At 69.1% G+C, this 18,823-nt stretch carries 23 protein-coding genes, 1 tRNA gene and 2 pseudogenes; 8 read left to right on the top strand and 18 right to left on the bottom strand.

Translation table 11 applies throughout. The annotated features are described in order from the left end of the window. Position 1: 1 nt before the first annotated feature. From ACZ43N_RS12445 to ACZ43N_RS12490, 10 genes are all read right to left on the bottom strand, one after another. Positions 2-592, bottom strand: a complete 591-nt coding sequence (locus ACZ43N_RS12445; RefSeq protein WP_468097032.1) for a hypothetical protein — start codon at positions 590-592, stop codon at positions 2-4. Positions 593-594: 2 nt separating this feature from the next. Beyond that, on the bottom strand, positions 595-867 hold the full coding sequence (locus tag ACZ43N_RS12450; RefSeq protein WP_468097033.1) for a hypothetical protein: 273 nt from the start codon (positions 865-867) through the stop codon (positions 595-597). A gap of 17 nt (positions 868-884) precedes the next feature. Next, positions 885-2,444 (bottom strand): DUF2637 domain-containing protein, encoded by a 1,560-nt coding sequence (locus tag ACZ43N_RS12455; protein WP_468097034.1) that lies wholly within the window; start codon positions 2,442-2,444, stop codon positions 885-887. A gap of 98 nt (positions 2,445-2,542) precedes the next feature. Continuing rightward, positions 2,543-2,848, bottom strand: coding sequence for a hypothetical protein (locus ACZ43N_RS12460; RefSeq protein WP_468097035.1), 306 nt, complete (start codon positions 2,846-2,848; stop codon positions 2,543-2,545). Between the two features lie 19 nt (positions 2,849-2,867). Further along, positions 2,868-3,089 carry a hypothetical protein gene (locus tag ACZ43N_RS12465; RefSeq protein WP_468097036.1) on the bottom strand — a complete coding sequence of 74 codons (222 nt, stop codon included), beginning with the start codon at positions 3,087-3,089 and terminating at the stop codon, positions 2,868-2,870. 73 nt (positions 3,090-3,162) lie between these two features. Then, positions 3,163-3,543 (bottom strand): DUF6907 domain-containing protein, encoded by a 381-nt coding sequence (locus ACZ43N_RS12470; RefSeq protein WP_468097037.1) that lies wholly within the window; start codon positions 3,541-3,543, stop codon positions 3,163-3,165. After that, complete coding sequence (locus tag ACZ43N_RS12475) at positions 3,540-3,749, bottom strand: hypothetical protein (RefSeq protein ID WP_468097038.1); 210 nt, start codon at positions 3,747-3,749, stop codon at positions 3,540-3,542. Before ACZ43N_RS12475 ends, ACZ43N_RS12470 begins: the two co-directional genes overlap by 4 nt. Next, a complete protein-coding gene (locus ACZ43N_RS12480) occupies positions 3,746-4,066 on the bottom strand; it encodes a hypothetical protein (RefSeq protein ID WP_468097040.1) in 321 nt (106 codons plus the stop codon). Before ACZ43N_RS12480 ends, ACZ43N_RS12475 begins: the two co-directional genes overlap by 4 nt. Further along, positions 4,063-4,584, bottom strand: a complete 522-nt coding sequence (locus tag ACZ43N_RS12485) for a hypothetical protein (protein WP_468097041.1) — start codon at positions 4,582-4,584, stop codon at positions 4,063-4,065. The genes ACZ43N_RS12480 and ACZ43N_RS12485 overlap by 4 nt, the downstream gene beginning before the upstream one ends. A 15-nt stretch (positions 4,585-4,599) precedes the next feature. Next, on the bottom strand, positions 4,600-5,088 hold the full coding sequence (locus ACZ43N_RS12490) for a hypothetical protein (protein ID WP_468097043.1): 489 nt from the start codon (positions 5,086-5,088) through the stop codon (positions 4,600-4,602). Between the two features lie 169 nt (positions 5,089-5,257). Here ACZ43N_RS12490 and ACZ43N_RS12495 point away from each other — a divergent pair, with 169 nt between their 5' ends. Beyond that, entirely contained in the window at positions 5,258-6,055 is a 798-nt protein-coding gene (locus tag ACZ43N_RS12495) for a GntR family transcriptional regulator (RefSeq protein ID WP_468097044.1), read from the top strand. A 416-nt stretch (positions 6,056-6,471) separates the two neighbouring features. Next, positions 6,472-6,544: transfer RNA gene (locus tag ACZ43N_RS12500), tRNA-Arg, on the top strand. A 94-nt stretch (positions 6,545-6,638) separates the two neighbouring features. Here the strand turns inward: ACZ43N_RS12500 and ACZ43N_RS12505 are convergent. The 4 genes and pseudogenes from ACZ43N_RS12505 to ACZ43N_RS12520 form a co-directional block, all read right to left on the bottom strand. Then, positions 6,639-7,001 (bottom strand): annotated as a pseudogene (locus ACZ43N_RS12505) (tyrosine-type recombinase/integrase); the annotation flags it as partial. 908 nt (positions 7,002-7,909) lie between these two features. Continuing rightward, positions 7,910-8,094: pseudogene (locus ACZ43N_RS12510) on the bottom strand (hypothetical protein); the annotation flags it as partial. Positions 8,095-8,471: 377 nt separating this feature from the next. Further along, on the bottom strand, positions 8,472-9,128 hold the full coding sequence (locus ACZ43N_RS12515) for a hypothetical protein (RefSeq protein WP_468097045.1): 657 nt from the start codon (positions 9,126-9,128) through the stop codon (positions 8,472-8,474). 246 nt (positions 9,129-9,374) lie between these two features. Continuing rightward, positions 9,375-10,022, bottom strand: a complete 648-nt coding sequence (locus ACZ43N_RS12520; RefSeq protein ID WP_468097046.1) for a hypothetical protein — start codon at positions 10,020-10,022, stop codon at positions 9,375-9,377. A 478-nt stretch (positions 10,023-10,500) separates the two neighbouring features. Here ACZ43N_RS12520 and ACZ43N_RS12525 point away from each other — a divergent pair, with 478 nt between their 5' ends. Continuing rightward, complete coding sequence (locus tag ACZ43N_RS12525; protein WP_468097047.1) at positions 10,501-11,292, top strand: IS5 family transposase; 792 nt, start codon at positions 10,501-10,503, stop codon at positions 11,290-11,292. On the opposite strand, the gene ACZ43N_RS12530 is transcribed toward ACZ43N_RS12525, so the two are convergent. From ACZ43N_RS12530 to ACZ43N_RS12540, 3 genes are all read right to left on the bottom strand, one after another. After that, a complete protein-coding gene (locus tag ACZ43N_RS12530) occupies positions 11,249-11,800 on the bottom strand; it encodes a hypothetical protein (protein ID WP_468097048.1) in 552 nt (183 codons plus the stop codon). The genes ACZ43N_RS12525 and ACZ43N_RS12530 overlap by 44 nt on opposite strands. Positions 11,801-11,959: 159 nt before the next feature. Beyond that, a complete protein-coding gene (locus tag ACZ43N_RS12535; RefSeq protein WP_468097050.1) occupies positions 11,960-12,508 on the bottom strand; it encodes a hypothetical protein in 549 nt (182 codons plus the stop codon). Between the two features lie 334 nt (positions 12,509-12,842). After that, positions 12,843-13,004 (bottom strand): hypothetical protein, encoded by a 162-nt coding sequence (locus ACZ43N_RS12540; RefSeq protein ID WP_468097051.1) that lies wholly within the window; start codon positions 13,002-13,004, stop codon positions 12,843-12,845. A gap of 408 nt (positions 13,005-13,412) precedes the next feature. Between ACZ43N_RS12540 and ACZ43N_RS12545 the strand changes: the two genes are divergently transcribed. Beyond that, positions 13,413-13,721 carry a hypothetical protein gene (locus tag ACZ43N_RS12545; protein WP_468097052.1) on the top strand — a complete coding sequence of 103 codons (309 nt, stop codon included), beginning with the start codon at positions 13,413-13,415 and terminating at the stop codon, positions 13,719-13,721. A gap of 92 nt (positions 13,722-13,813) precedes the next feature. After that, entirely contained in the window at positions 13,814-15,781 is a 1,968-nt protein-coding gene (locus ACZ43N_RS12550; protein WP_468097053.1) for a tetratricopeptide repeat protein, read from the top strand. Positions 15,782-15,948: 167 nt separating this feature from the next. Here ACZ43N_RS12550 and ACZ43N_RS12555 read toward each other — a convergent pair whose 3' ends face one another. Beyond that, on the bottom strand, positions 15,949-16,419 hold the full coding sequence (locus ACZ43N_RS12555; RefSeq protein ID WP_468097055.1) for an MSMEG_6728 family protein: 471 nt from the start codon (positions 16,417-16,419) through the stop codon (positions 15,949-15,951). Between the two features lie 87 nt (positions 16,420-16,506). Between ACZ43N_RS12555 and ACZ43N_RS12560 the strand changes: the two genes are divergently transcribed. The 3 genes from ACZ43N_RS12560 (at position 16,507) to ACZ43N_RS12570 (ending at position 18,534) form a co-directional block, all read left to right on the top strand. Next, a complete protein-coding gene (locus tag ACZ43N_RS12560) occupies positions 16,507-16,956 on the top strand; it encodes a hypothetical protein (RefSeq protein WP_468097056.1) in 450 nt (149 codons plus the stop codon). A gap of 120 nt (positions 16,957-17,076) precedes the next feature. Beyond that, positions 17,077-17,961 (top strand): DUF2797 domain-containing protein, encoded by an 885-nt coding sequence (locus ACZ43N_RS12565; protein ID WP_468097058.1) that lies wholly within the window; start codon positions 17,077-17,079, stop codon positions 17,959-17,961. A gap of 156 nt (positions 17,962-18,117) precedes the next feature. Beyond that, positions 18,118-18,534, top strand: coding sequence for an antibiotic biosynthesis monooxygenase family protein (locus ACZ43N_RS12570; RefSeq protein WP_468097060.1), 417 nt, complete (start codon positions 18,118-18,120; stop codon positions 18,532-18,534). Positions 18,535-18,823 lie beyond the last annotated feature (289 nt).

Below are 18,823 nucleotides of genomic sequence, written 5' to 3' on the forward strand. Positions count from 1 at the left end.
ATCACACGTCTCCCATGTTGAACTCGCGGCGGCCCTGCTGGCCGTTCTTCTTCCGCTTGGCTTCCTGCTCGGGCTTGACGAAGTGCCGGTCAAAGGCGTGCGCCATCTTCAGCGCGCCGACCCCGAGGGCCTTGGCCGCCTCGGCGGACACCTTCAGGTGCATGGCGACCAGGCGGGCCTTGATGCGGACGTCCGCGCCGAACACGTACCAGGTGCCCTTGTGGGTGGACAGGACGGCCTGGATCTCCTCGGCGCGCATGGAGAGGATGAAGTGCAGCTCCCGGCCGAGGCGGTTGACGGCCTTGGCGCAGGCCAGGATGTCCTTCGCCCCGCGGAACTCGATCCGCTCGATAGCCGAGATCATGCCGTCGCCCTGGTGGTTGCTGGGCGCGGCAGCAGGCGGCTGGCCTGTGCTGTTCCCGTCGCCGTTGTTCCGGCCGCCACCGTCGTTGCCGCCGAAGTTGACGTTCACGGTCCGCTGCTTCTGCACGCGGGGGGCCGAGGGCTGGGCGTTCTGCCGTGGGGCCTTCGGGCTGAAGCCCTTGTCGGTGGCCCAGTTGTACGGCGTCTGACCGTTGGTGGGGGAAGTCATCGTCAGTTCTCCTCATGCAGGGTGGTGGAGCCGAACCACAGCGGGGTGCGGACCTGGACCAGGTCCACGTCGGGGCCGTCGGCCTGGGCCTCGGCCCGGTCGATCAGCTCGTGAGCGGCCATGAACCGGGCGGTGGCGGCGGCGGCGTACAGGCCGGTCGGGGACCAGTCGGTCTGACTGGCGGCGAGACGGGCGAACAGGCGACCGGTGCGGGCGATGCCCTCGGTGAACCTGACGACCCGGTCGATCAGGGCGGTGCGGCGGGCGCCGTACACGGCGGTCCCCTCTCTAATCAGTGGATGCGGTAGCCGGAGGCGATGAGCGCGGCGGCGTCCTTGCGGTACTCCGAGGCCGTCGACTCGGACACTCCGAACGCTTCGGTGATGGCGGCGAGCGGCAGCTGGTCGGCGTGGCCGGCGGTTTGGGTCAGGGCCATGCGGGCGACCTTGCGGACGGCCCGCTCCCGGCCCGACAGGCGTGCGGCGTCCTCGGCTTCGACCGCGCGGAGCTCGGCTTCGGCGGCACGGGCCCGCGCTTCGGCTGCACGCTTCTTCGCTTCGGCGGCGCCCTGTTCGGCTTCGGCCATCTGCCGCTCGGAGATGGCCCGGCGGGCATCGGCGGCGGCGTTGCGGTCGGCCGCTTCGGCGACGGCGGCCTCGACTTCGGCAGCGTGCCGTTTCACTTCGGCAGCGGCGGCAAGCGCTTCGGCAGCGTCCTGCTCGGCTTCGGCAGCACGCTTGTTCGCTTCGGCGGCCTCCGCCGACTCGATCGCACGAGCAGTCTGCTCAGCGATCCGGGCCTGCGCCTCGGCGGCCAGTTCGGCCTCGGTGCGGGTGGCGTTGGCGGCTGCCGCGGCCGCGTCCACGGACGCCTGCGTCTCGTGCTCGGCGGCCCGGATGTCACCCTGCGTGCGGATGCGGTGGATGCGGGCCTCGGCGGCGCGACGCTCGGCGCGCTGCTGCGCCTCCAGTTCCAGGCGTTCGTTCTCCTCGGCGCGCAGCTGCTCGGCTTCCTTCGCCTGGCGGGGCAGGGCGAGGGCTTCGTCAACTGTCAGGCCGTAGCGGGCCATCGTCAGGGGCAGCAGCTCATCCGCCTGGGCCCGACGCTTCCAGCCCCGCCCGTACTTGCGTTGGAGCATCGCCGCATACACGGTCCGCTCCTGCTCGATCCGGACGGTTTCCTGGTAGGAGGCCTTGTCCCACAGCTTCATGCGCCGCCACAGGGCGGTCGTCGCGGCCGGGGCGAGTGCCCACCGGACGGCGGGAATGGTCTGACTCTCAGCCCCGATCGCGATGTCAGCAGCCCTGACGACGAGCCTGCGGGCGGCCTCCACGGCGGCGACGAACATCAGCGGGATGACCGCGTGCATCGCCGTGCCGACCGGGTCGGCGGACACCGGGCCGGGCGCCGCGGCCGCGTTGAAGACGATGGTGGCTGCGGTGAGCAGGTGGGCCAGCGTCCGCAGCATCGGCCACGGGGTGTGACGGCGGATCAGGTACAGGTCGAGGGCGTACAGGACGACGATCCCGGCGTCCACGCCGATGGGGAACGCGTAGGAGAACTGCCCGAACCCGTGCTTGAAGGCGAGCCCCTTGAGGGTGTCGTAGGAGCCGGTGAAGCCGATGCCGGCGAGGATCACGCCGCCGACCGAAGACACGGCCGTCAGGGCGCGTTCGGAGCGGCGGGCCGCCTTCTCCGACGGCGGGCCGCCCGCAGCCGGGGCGGTGTCGGCCGTGTCCGGAGTGGAATGGGGCGGAGCCGAAGCGGGAGCCGCCGTGTCCGAAGCGACGGTCGGTGCTCCCGGAACGGGCGCGACCGGAGCCGCAGCACGGGGCAGGGTGGCGAGCTTCATTCGTGGACTCCAGGTGCGTGTCGATGGGTGGAGGCGGACTGACGACTCCCCGCGCTCCCTCCCGTCCGGAGCGTCCGTACGGGAGGGAGAGGCAGGCGTCAGGCGGCGCTGGAGTGCTTGCTGTGGTCGGTGGCCAGGGCGCGCAGCCGCTCATGCTGGGCGGCGCTGGCGCCGCGGGCGGTGATGCTCACGGCGCAGCCCTTGACGGGGCAGGCGTAGGAGACGGTGCGGCCGGCGTAGGCCAGCCGGGAGGCGGTGAACAGTCCGGTGGACAGCACCGCCAGGACGGCTGAGATGGTGGCCATGACGCTCACGTTGTGGGTGATCAGCTGGTGGCCGAGGCGGGCGGCGACGCCGGCGGTCGAGGCGAGGATCACGGCCTGGATCGCGGTGGGTTTCTTCACGATGGGTCCCTTCCGGGGGTCAGTGGCGGTCGGTGGTGGTCTTGGTGTGGCTGAGGTCGAGGCCGGCGGCGCGCACCACACGGTGCGAGGCGAGGCACATGCCTTCTCGGTCGTCGCGGTCGACGGCGGCGACCAGGGCGGCCATCAGGCTCGGGACAGGCGGGAGGGGCCGGGCCGACCGGGCGACCGCGCGGAGAGCGGCCTGCTCGGTCGGGCGGCGTACGGGATAGCGGGCGCTCACCGGCCAGACCCCTCACGGGAGCGGCGGTTGACCTCGGCGAGCTTGCGGTGCAGGGCCTCGCGTTCGGCGTCCGTCACCGGGGCTCACCCCCGTCGAGGACTCCGGTCAGCTGGTCGGCGAGGTCGCGCAGCCGGTCGGCGAACGTGTCGAGGCGGGCCGCCAGGTCGTACACCTGCGTGGCGTCGAGGGTGAGGCCGAGCGGGTGGACCGACACCCCTGGGGTGCGGCCGCCGAGACCGGGCGCGGTGTCGCTGGCGTACGGCGACTGGACCAGGCAGGCGGACAGCAGCGTGACGTACCAGAAGCTGAGCTCGATGTCGGGGCTGCTGTGGAGGAGGTCGACGCGTTCGGTGGTCGGGTCGTGGTGGGCGTGGCCCATGCACCAGGCCGGCTCGTCGAGCGTGACCGGGCCGTGGTCGGCGGTGGACAGGGTGATCGTTCGGGGCTCGGTCACCACCGGTCACCTCCCCGGCGGGGGTAGGTGTGGCCGGCGGGCGGATAGGTCGGGACGGCCCGGTCGGTCAGTAAGCCCTCCATGACGACGGCCTCGAACTCCAGGGCCAGGCCGTCGGCGGGCTCCGACTCGAACGCCCGGTCGGTGGCGTCCAGCAGGCGGATGGTGCGGGCGTTGTCGTCGGCTCGGGTCTCGCGGCGCTTCATCGGGTCTCACCCCGCTCGGCGCGGGCAGCGGCGTCGGTGTCCTCGGCGGCGAGCTTTCCGCGGAGCCAGTCGGCGTTCCATCCGATGTCCGCCGGGTCCTCCTCCAGGGCGCCCTTGAGGGTGGCGCGCACCCACAGGGCGCGGTCGAGGATCCGCCGCTCGTAGTCGGGGGTGTTGTGGGGGAGGGTGACGGCGTCGAGGACGACCTCCAGGAGCTGGCGCAGTTCGCGGGCGTCACCCGGGTTGCTGGTGGGGCCGGGCAGGGCCCCCGCCGTGGTGGCGGGGGTCTGCTCGGCCGCAGGGTTGCGGCTGGTCACTGGTCTCCTCCGGCCTGCTCGGCGAGGGCACGGAGCCGGGCGGGGGCGTCGAGGGCGTCCCGGCGGATGGCGTGCGGGTCGGCGCCGTTCTTCAGCTGCTCGGCGAGGTAGTCGAACAGGTAGCCGCAGCCGTGGTCGGCGGCCTCGGCGCGGGCGTACTCGATCGCGTTGAACGCCCACACCAGGTTCTTGATCTCGGGCAGCAGCGCGGCGGCCAGCTCCTCGTCGGTGCCCAGGGTGGTGAACACCTGGGGCATGACCTCGGGGAGGGCGTCGGCGATGTCGTCGAGCGTCTTGGCCGGGTTCTTGGTGGCGAGGGCTTCGTCGTACGCGGCGGTGGCGATGTAGAGGGCGCCGGCCTGGTAGGTGATGCGGGTGTCGTCGGCGGCGGGCGCGTCGACGCGGGGGTATGTCGGGTCGACGGTGACGCGGGGCCGGGTGTTCCCGACGCAGGCCGAGGCGGGGGTGGCCATGAGACCGAGGGTGTTGCCGGTGGTGGGGCGGACGGAGTTCGTCATGGTGATCGGTTCCCCTCAGACGGTGGCGAGCTCGGCGACGACGGCGGTGGTGGGGTCGGCCGGGACGATCTCGGCGCGACGAACCTTGAGCGAGGGGGCGTTCGTCTTCATCGGCACCGGGCCGAGGCCGTGCGCCTTGAAGATCGCGCGGATCTTGTCCAAGTCCGCGGTCTGCCGGGACGAGGTGACGCGCTCGACGATCCACGTGCCGTACGTGCCGGCCGGGAGGCGGTCGAGGACCTTGCGGGCGGCGCGCTTGGCGCGGTCGGCGCGGCGGGCGTTGTCGTTGGCGAGGTCGAGGCTGAGGGCGGCGCGCTCGATGTCCGCGAGGGCGGGCATCTCGTCGGCGCTGTAGACGTCGGCCGGGTCGGCGGCGGGGACGGGCTCGGCCTGGTCGGCGACGAGCGCGGCCGGGGCGACGACGCTACGGACGGCGTCGGCGACGGTGCCGATCAAGCTGCGGACGGTGCGGGTCGTACGAGGAGATGTGAGAAGGTGCAACACGCGGGTCTCCTGGTGATCTCAGGTGGTCCGTAGGCCCCGTTCTGGTGTTGGTAGCGCCGGAACGGGGCCGCCCTGCTCTTGGCGAGCAGTAGCGATACATTGAGTATGTCGAACATCACGACTAGAGTCAACAGTATCGATACTGTTCAGCACGAGATAAGGTGGTGGCATGGCAACCAAATACGAAGAGCTCGCCTCTGAACTGCGGCGACGCATCGAGGAAGGCGAGTATCCGCCGGGCAGCACACTTCCCGGCTACGCCGAGATCATGGCGACCTACAGCGCCAGTCAAGCCACCGTCCGGGCCGCCCTGGAGATGCTGCAATCCGAGGGCTTGGTGCGCGCCGTGAAGCGGCTTGGCATCGTCGTACGCGAACCCGGGGAGCGCCGACGCATCCAGCGCGGAACCCTGATCACCCGCGACCCGCAGCGCGGCTACATCTTCCCGGCGGCCAGCAGCCCCGGAGAGCCCTGGCAGACCCACGGCCGCCCCCGCGCCAGCATGGAACCGGCGCCCGCAGCCGTAGCCGCGGCCCTCGGTATCCAGGTCGGATCCGAGACGGTGCGCCGGCGCCGCGTCACCTCCCCCGTGGATGAGCCCCCGTTCCAGCTCGTCGACACCTGGATCCACCCCGACGCCCTCGCCGAAGCGCCGCAGGCCGGGGAACCGGACACGGGGCCCGGCGGCTACCTGGACCGCATCGAGGAGTCTGGGCACGGGCCGCTGTCGTGGAGCGAGGTGACCCGCGCTCGGATGCCCACGCGTGAGGAGGCCAAGCTGCTGGAGATCTCCCCGTCCATGCCCGTGCTGGAGATGGCCACCACGGGGATCTCTGCGAAGACGGAGCAGCCGGTCGAGGTGTCGGTGCGGGTGATCCCGTCGGACCGGGCCGAGATCGTGTCCCGGTTGCAGCGGGCCGCGTCGGCGCGCTGGCCCGTGGAGCCGGTCAGGTCGGCGGAGAAGTAGCACGTCCGGGGCGTGGTGCGCGCCGTAATCCTGATGGCACGGCGCTGGCACCAAGTGGCCCGTACGTGTTCCGTCGAGGATCAACCACGCCAGACGGAAAAGGTGTTGTGACCTGCGGCGGAACGTCTCCGGACGTCGGGGCCCGTCACCGCCATACGAGGGGCAACACACTGCTAATGCGGTTTGGGCCTTAAAGCCCATCGAGGGTTCAAATCCCTCCGCCTCCGCGCTTGATCACCGAAGCCCCGGTCCCCGCGACCGGGGCTTCGTCGTTCCCCAGGGCGCCCACTGAGGTGTTTTCGCAGGTCACAAGGGCTGCGGCAAACGGATTTCACATGGCGACGGCAGTCATGTAATGTTCTTCCTGTCGCCGAGAGCGGGCCGAAAGGATCGGGATCGGTGAGAAAACAGAACAAGCACTCGTAGCTTAACGGATAGAGCATCTGACTACGGATCAGAAGGTTGCAGGTTCGAATCCTGCCGAGTGCACACAGGTCAAAGCCCCCTCGGGATCATCCCGGAGGGGGCTTTGTCGTGCTGTACAGCAGCGAAGTACAGCAACGGTTGATGTCAGGCGTTGATGTCAGCCCGGTTCGCCGCCGCCCATCGCTGCGGACAGCTTGCCGAGGGCGGCACGCACCTGCTCCTCGCTCGCTTCCGCGTAGACCTCCATCGTCATGGCGATCTGCGAGTGTCGAAGGATGCGCTGAGCCACCTTCGGGTGCACTTTCAGGGCGACGAGCAGCGAGCTGCACGTGTGCCGGGTGTTCCGGAGCGGGATCACGCGGAGGCCGGCGCGGCGGGCCCGCAGGGCGAACATGCGGGTGAGGTTCCCCGGCTCGATCGGCGTGCCGCACTTCGTGGTGAAGACCAGGCCGCGCGTGTCCTGCCAGAGATCACCGGCAGCCTTCCGGTCTCCCGTCTGCTGAGCGCGCCGCATCCGCACTGTTGGATGTGGCAGTCCTGTACTCGGCCCGGCACGATGGCGCGGTGACGGCACCGCTCATCTCAGGCGCGACGCCGTCCGTCCCTGCCAGCGCACAGTCATGACTGCCGCGGTCGTGATCCTTACTGTCGCCACCGGTCTAGTGACGGCCGTCGCCAACTTGATCAGCGCGCTGGCGGCATGGCGCGCAGCTCGGTTCAACCGGGGAGGGAGACCACCTGGCACTACGGGCGATACCGATCGCTCCGCCAGCGGCGAAGGGGATGGGAGCGCGTGAAGAGTCGTCGATGGTGTAGCGGCACCGAACATCACCGGACGGCAGGTGCTGAGTGTTTAACTGCGTGACAACGCCCACGGACAACGGCGGACGAGCACGGACGGCTATGGACTATCGGCGCAGGTAAGGGGCGCAGCGGCCCAAGATCGAACGTCCGCCCTAGTTGCTTCGGGACGAAGCGGTCGCTCCGTTAGGGTGCCCCGCATGACCGACGAGGCCCCGACCTGTCCCGAGTGCAGCCAGCCCATGAAGTCCGGCGGTCTTGTCCTCGTCAAACGGGAGGACGATGGCCGGCGGGCCTGCCGGGCACTGTGGCGGTGTACCGATCGGCACGTCTGGTGGAGCTGGGCAGACCGGCCGGACGAACCGTTGGAGGTCTGCCCGGTCCCGCAACTGTTCCGCTGACATCCAACGTTGACATCAACGAGCACGGACGGCGGCGACAACGGGCGACCACGTACGGCGCCAGTGCGCGAGGCGAGTCCCCACAACGCCGGGCTCGGATCGAACTCCTAAAGCGGGTGTCGCAGGTTCGAATCCTGCCGGGGCCACTGCAGGAAGGGCCAGCTCAGGAGGGGGCACCTCCCAGGCTGGCCCTTCGTCGTGTTTGGGGCCGTCCACATGCGCGCCACTAGAGTCCACGCAGAGTCCACATCCCCTCGCCGGAGGCCTCTCCCCCGCCGTCGCGGATCATGGCTCCGAGCCGGTCGGCGATGGCCCGGTCACGGTCGCTGGTCATGTGCTGGTAGATCAGCGCGGCCCGGGGACTGCTGTGCCCCGACCGCGTCTCAACTCCCGCGTGCTGGCCCCGGCCGTCAAGCCGCCTGCTACGCGGGCGGGCCCGTCGGCCGGGCCGTGCTTGCGGCCTCTCCGGGCCGGTCCCGCCCCGGCCGACCGGCCACATAGCTCAACGACGTGAACCTCTAGCCGCCTTGATCTCGGCCGAGAACGAGGCACACCGGGCAATGGTGGCGCTGATCTTGAATGATTCGGGAGTAATCCGTCTAACGGTCGCGTAGACCAAAACCAAGATCCCGACAACAACTCCGCCAGCTAGTGCAGTCGCCACAAACGCTACTGTGGGCACGCGAAACCGACCCCTTCCGGGTGCGGTCCGGGTGCGCTACATCACGGACAGGTTCGACGAGCCACGTACGCGCGAATCTGAGATTGTCGGAGCCAGGGTACATGAGCTACTCGTCCGGGAGACCGATGATCCGCCAGGGTGATGGATACCAGGGAGGTTCAAACCCGTACACCTGGATGCCCTCAGGAACACGGTCACCGGGACGAACGGGATTCACCCGGCCAGGATGGACGATGATCGGCTTTCTGGTGCCCTTCATGAGGCCGTATCCAGCGGCGTAGATCATCACCGGAGTCTGGATCATGAAGGTGCGCCGACATTTGACGCAGCTCGCGAAGTCCCCTCTCGGGAGGTCGTCACGTAGTCTCGCCAGGTCGGCTGGGTCGTGTTCCCTTGGTGAAACTGCGCATGGTCCCGTGACCTTCGGGGGTGAGGTAGGCACGCGATCCCCTAGGCTGTGGGCGCTGGCCAACCCCAGAGTCCCCTCCCAGGCCTCTTCACGGTGGGTGCCGCTTTCAACTAGAGCCTCGTACTCCATCGCCGCCATGGCGAGACGCTCCCTGACCACTTGCTCACGCGTCAGGTGCTCCCCCACTCGCCATTCCCAAAATTTCCCCCCTACGGGGTAGATCGCAGCAAGCAAACGTCCATCGTGAGGGCAGCGGGCCTCTGCCTGTGCGGCAATTTTCTTGCGGTTTTCAGTGATGTACTTGAGTGCTGCACTCTGTACTTCGAGCCACTCGCCAGCGGTTTGGTTCGCCATGATGCCATCATGCCGCTGGCGGGGCCTTCGGCTCCGGGAGGCAGGGACCACAGTGTGATGGGTAGCTCGAGGGGTTGATGTGTGGGGGAGCTTCCCGTGTGGTGTTCCGACAGCCGTGGACTATCCGTGGACTCGTCCCACCTGATCTCCCACGTGCAGGGCCGTGCCCTGCCGCGTTGCCCAGGACCCAAGGGGCCTCCGGAGCCGTGTGTGAGACGGTGGTCGTTCCGCGGGCAAGCCGTGCGCTTACTCGAAAGGTGGAGCAGCTGCCACCAGCATGCCGCTGATCGAGCCCACATCGGCGGCGGCTTTCGTGGGGTCGACGCTGTTTTCCTCTGCGACCGTCGTCGCCCAGCAATCCCCCCAGGTCGCCGCCCAGTCGCCGGCCAGGTCGCTGTCAGGGGCGAGATCCTCGGGCTTGCCCGTGATGCCGTAGGCGTCGAGGAGTCGTCGCTCGACTCCGAACGGCTCACCCAGGGCGAGCTCCGGGTACTCACTGATCCAACGTCTGAGGATCTGTCCGTGTTCGGCGATCAGCCACGCCTCCCCGTCGTTCTGCTCGCTGTGGAAGAAGAGCTGGGCTTTGCCGAAGTACGCGCTCAATTTTCGGCACAGGTCAGTGACGTGCACTGTCTGCTCTGGATAGGACAGGCCGAAGTACGGTCCGACGACCAGGGTCCACCCCTGCATGGGCGGGGTAACGACGACTGTGGAGAACGGCTCCTCCTCCTCGTGTGCCACCTCGTCGATGAGTTCCACGCCATCGGCCCAGGTGGTCTCCCGCGCATCCATCAAGCCAAGGGTCTTGACCAACTCCGCTTGATCGACGGTCGCGACCGCGAGCCATGAGAGCCAGCAGGCGCGGATGAGTGGTGTGGAATCAGACGTCCCCATGACCCGCATCGTAGGGGCGTACGAGTGGGATTCGCGCAGCAGGCCAGATGCTGGCAAGGCACCGGCCGGACGTGCCAGATGCGTGCCAGATCTCGCGGAGAACCACGGGGAACAGCGGGGAACAAGTCCGCAACCGCTCGGACGCGGTTCAAGTTCCGTCGCAGGTCAGAGCAGTCACCGCTTGCAGAACACCTGAGCTTCCCAAGCTGAGAAGCTGTTGTCTTTTCGATCTTGAGCGGTGGCAGTCGAACGTGGGTTCCCGGTCGGGTGATCCTGCCGTGGCGAGGGCATGAGGAAGGGACCTCCTGAACAGCTCGTGGGTGTCGAATCCAGAGAGCAGCAGGAGGCCCCGGTGCCGCAGTCTTCCGTGTCGATGGCGGGGCAGTCCAACTCGGCCGCTCCATCGTGTGATTGCCTCGCGCACGTGTACGGCAACGCGGTTGACCGGCCCGGGCGGCAGCGCCGGTACCCGTCGGACATGACGGACGGGGAGTGGGCTGAGGTCCGGCCGCTGCTGCCGGTGCCGGGCTGGATGCGCGGGCGGGGCGGCCGACCGGAAGGGTATTGCCACCGCGCGCTGCTGGACGCGGTCCGGTATCTCGTGGACAACGGGATCAAGTGGCGTGCGATGCCGGCCGACTTCCCGCCGTGGGACCGGGTGTATGCCTTCTTCCGCCGCTGGCGCGACCACGCCCTGATCAAGGAGTTCCATGACCGGCTGCGCGCCCGGGTCCGCGAGCGGCTGGGCCGGGACGCGGAGCCGACGGCGGGCGTGATCGACTCGCAGTCGGTCAAGGCGGACGCCGTCGTCGGCGCCGACAGTCGCGGCTTCGACGGTGGCAAGAACATCAACGGGCGCAAGCGGCACGTCGTGGTCGACACTCTCGGCCTGCTGCTCGGCGTCATGGTCACCGCCGCGGATGTCGGCGACCGCACCGCCGCCCAGGTGCTGCTGCACCAAGTCGCCGATGCGCACCTTCGTCTGGCTCTCGTCTGGGCCGACGGCGGCTACACCGGCAGCCTCGTCGAGCACTGCCTGGCCGCGTTCGCCCTGGTCCTGGCGATCGTCAAGCGCAGCGACGACATGCGTGGCTTCGTGGTGCTGCCCAAGCGGTGGATCGTCGAGCGTCTCTTCGCCCACCTGATGCGAAGTCGCCGCCTGACGCGCGACTTCGAACGCCGCACCACCAGCGCCGAGGCGATGATCTACTGGTCGATGACCCTGCTCATGACCCGCCGCCTGGCCCGATCACCCCGGGGGCGGGCGTGAACCGGCCCGGTGCCGGCTCGGCCAGCCAGCCGCGCGCGACCAGGCGTTTCGCCTTCGACCTCAGCGCCTCCACCCGTGCCGGAACCACGTCCATGCCGAACAAAGCAGCCATCTCCTGGCAGGTCATCGGCCCCTGCCCGAGCCGGGCCCGGTCCGCGAGGGCTGTGAGGATGCGCTGGTAGTCCGCCGACAACGCCGACCACGCAAGCCCTTCACGCCACACCGGCACCTGCGACTTCGTCTTCGCCGCTTCCGGGGATGGCGATGCCTCCTTGGCCTGCCCGTCTGCGGTCGGTGCTGTCCGGTCGGCCTGGTCGTGGCCATGCTCGGTCTCGTCCGCCGGGGCAAGCACCTCGCCCACCCGCGAGCGAGCGATGGCCCATTCCTTCCAGTCCCGCTCGGCCACGGTCAGTTCAGCCTGGATGCGGTCGGCTTCCTCCCGCAGCTCGTCCACGCGACGGCGAGCGACGAGCTCGCGCTGTTCCAGCAGCCCCACGACCGACGGCATCCATGACCTCCACAGCAGCGGTGACACGACAGACCACCACTCCCACAGGATCATCGACCCCATGCCCGACCAGCGAAAACGCCGTCCTCAAGCCCGGAAAGACAACAGCTTCTGAGAGCGCATTCGGTGTCTCTCTCCTGCTGGCCAGCCAGGAGCGCGTTACCCCGAGCGTTCCTGCGCGGCCGGGGGGGGAGCAAATGAACTGCGCTGCGGCAGATTCGCCCGCTCCCTCCAGTGGGCTGGGTCGCGGGATCCGCTAAGCCAGTCCACCAGGACGTGCGCAGCCACTTCAAACGCCTCATCCAGCGAGGTGGTGTCGTCGACAGGCACATTGAGAAGCGGGGCGTAGTGGGTCCCGTGATCCTCCGCGCACCAACACGCCATGCCCATCGCTGCGCAGACGTTCAGCCGGCCAGCAGGCGTCCACTCCACATCGATCGCCGCCTCAAGCCAGTCGCCGCCCTCGTCGTAGAGGGAGATCTCAGAGAGCAGGATCTCCGGAACAGCACCGTCACTCTGGACGGCAGGGCACTCGATGTGGTCCGGAAACCACTGCCACTGAGGCACCTGGCCCGTGGGGCGAGCGGCATCCACCGCGGCTGCAGCATGGAGCATGCGTTGTCTGCCAGGAGCATCAAGGCCATGGAAGAGACCCTCCAGCGGCACGCTGTCGAGGGGGCCACACATCATGGTCATGTAGGCGAGCATGGTTCCTTGGACGGCATTGGACAAGGTCGCAAGCGGGGCCATCTCCGGGTCGGCCAGAAGCACCGCTCTGTCGGGGCCCGTCTCAGTTTCCGTCTCATTCAACCCCGTTCACGGCCGTTCAGAGGGGACCGCACGCCGTCCTCGTCTCACTGGCCAATCGCCCATGAACGCAGGTGAACGCTCTTGCACACAGCCCCAGACGCCACCAACACAGTTGGAAAGAGTGCGCCCCCGCTGGGATACGGTGCCAGGCATGCCGACCAAACAAGTCTGTCCGCGCTGTGGGCAGGACTGGGTCCACCCATACCGCTTCATAGCCGATGGGACACCCTTCTCACTGTGCACCGAGTGCGACTCGTTGTGGTGGCCGGGCGAAGCGGTTGAGGTGGCTCACGCGCAGTTCCTCGATGATGTCGTCGCGGGACGCCTTGGCGTAGAGGGAAACCCGTGGGGCGATCTGGTCTGGGCCGACGTCATCGAGCCGGCTCCAGACCACGGTGCTTAACCCTCCGCACCACAAGCGCACCAGATAGAGCGGGGAACCACGTTGAAAGCCCCCCTGCCCGAGGCCACCACGACCAGGACGTTCGCCCAGGTCAGTGCCCGAGCCAGCCACAGATGACCGCAGCTTCCCAAGCTGATGGCACCTGCGGTGAGGGCAGTCCTCGCCGGGGGTTGGTGAGTGGTGAAGGAACCGGTGCGGGTGGTTCGGGCGTTTTGGCTTCATGACAGGGGCGGTGTTTCTACGCTGGGTTCCTTCGAAGCCGCCGCGGGACAAGGGGATCAAGTGGGTGCTGCAGTAGTTCAGTTAGTGGAGCAGGCTGGCCCGTATCTGACGGCTGCGGTGGGCGCGTATGGGGTGGCGGTGTTGACGCGGGCGCAGGATGTTGCCGCTGATGCCACGGTGGGTCTTGGGCAGCGGATTCTTCAGCTGCTGTGGCGGCGTAGGAACGAGGCGGGCCGGGCCGAGCTGGAGCGCGTGGTGGACGAGGCCGCCGACGAGCAGGACGACGCCTACTCCGCGGCGGTGCTGAGCAGGCTCCTGCGACGCGCGTTGCAGGACGACCCCGGGCTGCTGGAGGAGTTGTCGTGCCTGTTGCCCGCTCCGGCTGCGGGCGCGGTCACCATCACGGCGTCCGGTGAGCGGTCGATCGCCGCTCAGCACATCGGCACCGCGATCACCGGTGACGGTCACATCCCGCCACGGCCGTGACGACGGACGACTCCGCGGCAGGGCCGCGGATCGAAGCCTCGGGCGGGCGGGCTATCGCGGCCCAGCGTATCGGTACCGCCTACACCGGCGATGTGCACGTTCTGCCGGCTGAAGCATTGCAGGCGCCGGACAAGGTCACCGTGGCCCCGGGCACCTCTAACCTGCCCCCTGCCACGCTCTGCCTGGGCCGGGATGAAGAGCTGGACCAGTTGCGCCGCATCCTGACGGGCGGGGGCGAGGGAGCGATCACGCAGAGCGGGGCGGTGCACGGGCTGGGCGGGATCGGCAAGAGCACACTCGCCCTGCGCTACGCCCACCGCCACCGAAGCGACTACACCCTGATTTGGTGGATCAACGCCGCCTCCCCCGACGAGATCGAGACCTCCCTAACCGAACTCACCAAGGCGCTGATCCCCGAGTGGGCTCTCTCGGCCGGGCGCGGGGCGCAGGTGTCGTGGGCGCGACTGTGGTTGGCCTGGCACCGGGGATGGCTGCTCATCTACGACAATGTCGAGGACCCCGCCGACCTTGCCCCCTACACCGGCGCCCTGCACCAGGGCCACCACTTGGCCACCAGCCGCCGCACCACCGGCTGGCCCGACAGCGCCGCCACCCTCTGCCTGGGCAACCTCGGCCACGACGACGCCACGACCCTACTGTGCGATCTGGTGTTCAAGGACACCCCGCCCACACCGCAGCAGCAACTGCACGCCCGCGCGCTCGTCGCCGATCTGGGGTGTCTGCCGCTGGCGGTCAAACAGGCCGGCGCCTACCTCGCCCAGAACCGAGGGGTCAGCCTGGACGCCTACCGGCGGCGTCTGGGCACCAAACTCGACCGGACCGCCCACGGTATCGACGCCGAACGCACCATCGCCCGCATCTGGAACGTCACGCTCCAGACCCTGGAGGCAGAGCATCCGCAGGCCGTGGAGGTGCTGCACACCGCCGCATGGCTCGCACCCGACGACATTCCCCACACCCTTCTCACCCCCGCCGACGCCGACCCGGACGACATCGCGGAAGCCATCGGCACCCTCGCCGCCTACAGCATGGTCACCGACACCGGCACCACCGTCACCGTCCACCGCCTGGTCCAAACCGTCCTGCGCACCACCCAGCCCGCCGGCCAGACCCCACCACCTCGGCACCTGCAAGGACGCGAGCGCGCCGAACGAGCAGTCCTCTACCAGCTGACCCCGCCTCCGGGACAGGACATCACCGACAGCCAGTGGGACACCCACACCCCCCACCTGGTCACCCTCGCTGCCACCACCCCGCCCGGACACCAAAACGCTCACCTCACCAACGCGTACGTCACCGCCGCCAGCCGTCTCTACCACCAAGGCCACACAGCCCGCACCATCCCCCTTTTGGAGGCCACCCACGCTCAGTGCGAGGAGGTCCTGGGCGACACCCACCCCAATACTCTGACCAGCCGCAACAACCTCGCCTACGCCTACGAGGAGGCGGGGGATCTGGGGCGGGCCATCTCCCTGTTTGAGGCCACCCTCGCCCAGCGCGAGGAGGTCCTGGGCGACACCCACCCCGACACTCTGACCAGCCGCAACAACCTCGCCGCCGCCTACCAAGCGTCGGGGGATGTGAGGCGGGCCATCTCCCTGTTTGAGGCCACCCTCGCCCAGCGCGAGGAGGTCCTGGGCGACACCCACCCCAATACTCTGACCAGCCGCAACAACCTCGCCTACGCCTACCGGTCGGTGGGGGATCTGGGGCGGGCCATCCCTCTGTACGAGGCCACCCTCGCTCAGTACGAGCAGGTCCTGGGCGACACCCACCCCAATACTCTGACCAGCCGCAACAACCTCGCCCATGCCTACGAGGCGGTGGGGGATCTGGGGCGGGCCATCTCCCTGTTTGAGGCCACCCTCGCTCAGCGCGAGGAGGTCCTGGGTGACACCCACCCCAATACTCTGACCAGCCGCAACAACCTCGCCTACGCCCGCAAAGCCGCAGCAGCTGTACAGCAACCAGATACAGCAACCCCAGCAACCGCCCCCGACCACCAACCCCCGTCAGACACCCCAGAGCGACCTGTTTGACCGTCCTCAACCGATCTCTATAGAGCTACGGATCAGAAGGTTGCAGGTTCGAATCCTGCCGAGTGCACACAGGTCAAAGCCCCCTCGGGATCATCCCGGAGGGGGCTTTGTCGTGCCGTACAGCAGCGAGGTGCGGCAGCGGCTGATGCCAGGCGCTGACGTTCAGTTCAGCCGCAGCTCCGGTCCGAGGCCGGCCAGACGTAGGGGAGGTCGTCCGGCACGTCGGGGAAGAGGGCGGTGTACGTGGCGGGGTCCTTGCGGACCAGCGCCGAGCGGTGGCTGCGGTGGAAGGTGTCGTCGCCCAGCCAGGGGGGTAGTTCGCCGGCGTCCGCCAGGGGGCGCTGGTGGCGGACCGGCGTTCCGGGGCGGAAGGCGAGGAGGTCGGCGACGAGGGTGGCCGCGCAGCTGTCCTGGTGCCCCTGTTCACGCCACACCTCGCAGACGGCCAGGCCGTAGCGGACGAGGGCTTCCTCGTATCCGGCCCACATCCGTACCGCCGGATGGTGGCGCCAGCCGTACCCCGGTACGACGAGGCCGCGGAGCACCTGCAGCGCCTCGACCCGCTGCTTGCCGAGGCGGCGGCGGTCCAGGACGAGCGCCGAGGCCCGGAAATCGGGGTAGGGCAGGAACGTCTGCATGGTGGCGTCACGAGTACCGCGCCGGGGGCCGTGACACACCACGACTGAACCGAATGGGATGGGGAGGAAACGGGCACTTCGGGAATCATGAATGCACACCACGACGGCCCCGACCGCGCTCATCAGCGGCCCGAGGGCCTCAGCGACACGACGGTGGAGGCACTCGGGGCGCTCTCCAAGGCGCTGGAGATGACCGAGCGGGCCCGCGGCCACCTCTATGACTTTCACCAGCTGACCGGCGGTGCCGATCTGGAGCTGGACCGGGCGGTGCGCCTGCTGCGGGAAGCCGGGCATCCACAGTGGGCCGAGAAGGTGCAGACGGAGATTGTCGGGCGCAACGTCATCCCCGGGCACTGGACGTTCCAGATCATCGAGGCCTACAACGACACGTACTACGAGCCGTTCAAGGAGCTGGAGAAGAGCGCCGTGGCCGAGCTGGCCGACGGCCGGGACCATCTCTACGAGGCGGAGATGAAAGAGGCGCGCCGCACGGTCGGCCACCCCGCCCACACCGCCAGACCCGACTCCCGTCCGTGAGCGGCCCGCGCCGGGGGCCGTCGCCCCGCCGTCGGCGCCCGCACCGCGATCCGTCCCCGCCGTCTCGGGGTTTTCGCAGGCCGGACGCATTGTCAGTGGTGCCCTCTAATGTCGTGGGCGATGGCACACGCGTGGAGATGTACCGGGCTGCGGTGGGGCGGTGGCGAGCCCTGTCTGGTGTGGGAGGGCGGACGGAGGAGTCCTCTGCCTCGGGGGAAGGCGGTGGCTTTCGGGGTCGCGGACGGGGGCGGTCGGACATGTGTCGGGGCTCGGGGGCACGCGTGTCCCGGGAGGGTGGGGGTGCCTGGACGGAGTACCGGTGCGCGGTGCGAGGAGTGCGCGCGGCTCGACCGGGCGCACTCCGTGGCGGCGGACACCCTCGCCGACGACCCGCGGCCCTACCGCGTGTACCTCGCGTGGTTCGGGCCCGGCATGGTGAAGGTCGGGATCACGGCGGTCGAGCGGGGGTCGGCGCGGCTGCTGGAGCAGGGGGCGGTGTGCTTCGCCTGGCTCGGGCAGGGGCCGCTGATGGCCGCGCGGCGGGCCGAGGAGATGCTGCGGGCCGCGTTGAAGGTGCCGGACCGGATTCCGTACGCCGAGAAGAGGCTGGTCCGGTCCGCTCTTCCGGAAGAAGCCGAGCGTACGGGGGAGTTGGCGGCCGTCCACGGCAGCGCTCTCGGGCTGCCGGGGTGGCCGGAGTCCTTGGAACCGGTGGCGTTCCAGGCTGTCGATCACTTCGAGGTGTTCGGGCTGGGCGGGCTGCCGGTCGCCGACGGGGTGGTGAGGGAGCTGGTCGCGGGTGGCGTCGTGGGCGGTGAGGTGCTCGCCGCCGCCGGTCCCGATCTGCATCTGGGCACCGGGCGTGGAGTCGTCGTCCTCGACACGCGGCTCATGACCGGGTGGGAGCTGACCGCTCCCACGGGCGGGGGCGCGCGTGACGTGGTCACGGTGCCGGTGAGGGAGTTGAGGGAGCGAGGGGGAGGTGTGCAGGACGGGTTGTTCTGAGGGCCCCGTTGTGGCTGTCGGGCCTGCGGCCACGGTCGGACGGCGGCGGTGGCCACCCGCTCCGCACCGGCGGCGGGTAAAGACTTCGATCCCTCTTGGATCCCCGTACGGAAAGGCCGTGGACGGTGGCCGAGGGGTGACGCGACAGTAGGGGGCATGAGCGATCAGCGGACAGCACCTGTCCCGGCATTCGAACCGCCCTACTACGCCGTGGTGTTCACGTCCACGCGGACCGAGGACCAGAGCGGCTACGGCGAGACGGCGGATCGGATGGAGGAGTTGGTGAAGGAGGTGCCGGGGTTTCTCGGCATGGACCACGCCCAGACACCCGGCGGTCTCGCCATCACCGTGGGGTACTTCCGGGACGCCGAGGCCATCGAGCGGTGGCGGAGAGACACGGAACACCGGTCGGCGCAGAAGCGGGGGCGCGCCGAGTGGTACGAGAGCTACTCCCTGCACGTCGCCAAGGTCGAGCGCAGCAACGGGTTCGTGAAGGAGGGGACGGGCCACGGACCGGCAGGCGGTCAGGCAGGCGGCCCGGCGAGCAGCCTGGCGAGCGGCGCCGAAGCATGACGGCGCTTGCGTGAAAGGAGGGAAGGGCGGGGCTGTCAGCCCCGCTTTCCTGTGAGGGAGGAAGCTGTGGACCCACGGTGAGGCGCCCTGGCGAACACCGTGGGGCCGCACGGAAAGCCCCTGGTAGGAGGGGCTGTGTCCCGCAAGTCGGGGATCTTCCCAGGTGTTACCTGAGAGGCGCCTGTGCGTTTCTCAGAAGCTGTTGTCTTTTCGATCTTGAGAGATGCGCGTCGAACAGGAGTCCCGATCGGGTGGTCGCGGGGTGCTGGGCGCATATGAACAGGGCCTC

The sequence above is a fragment of the Streptomyces sp. NPDC030814 genome (assembly GCF_055572155.1).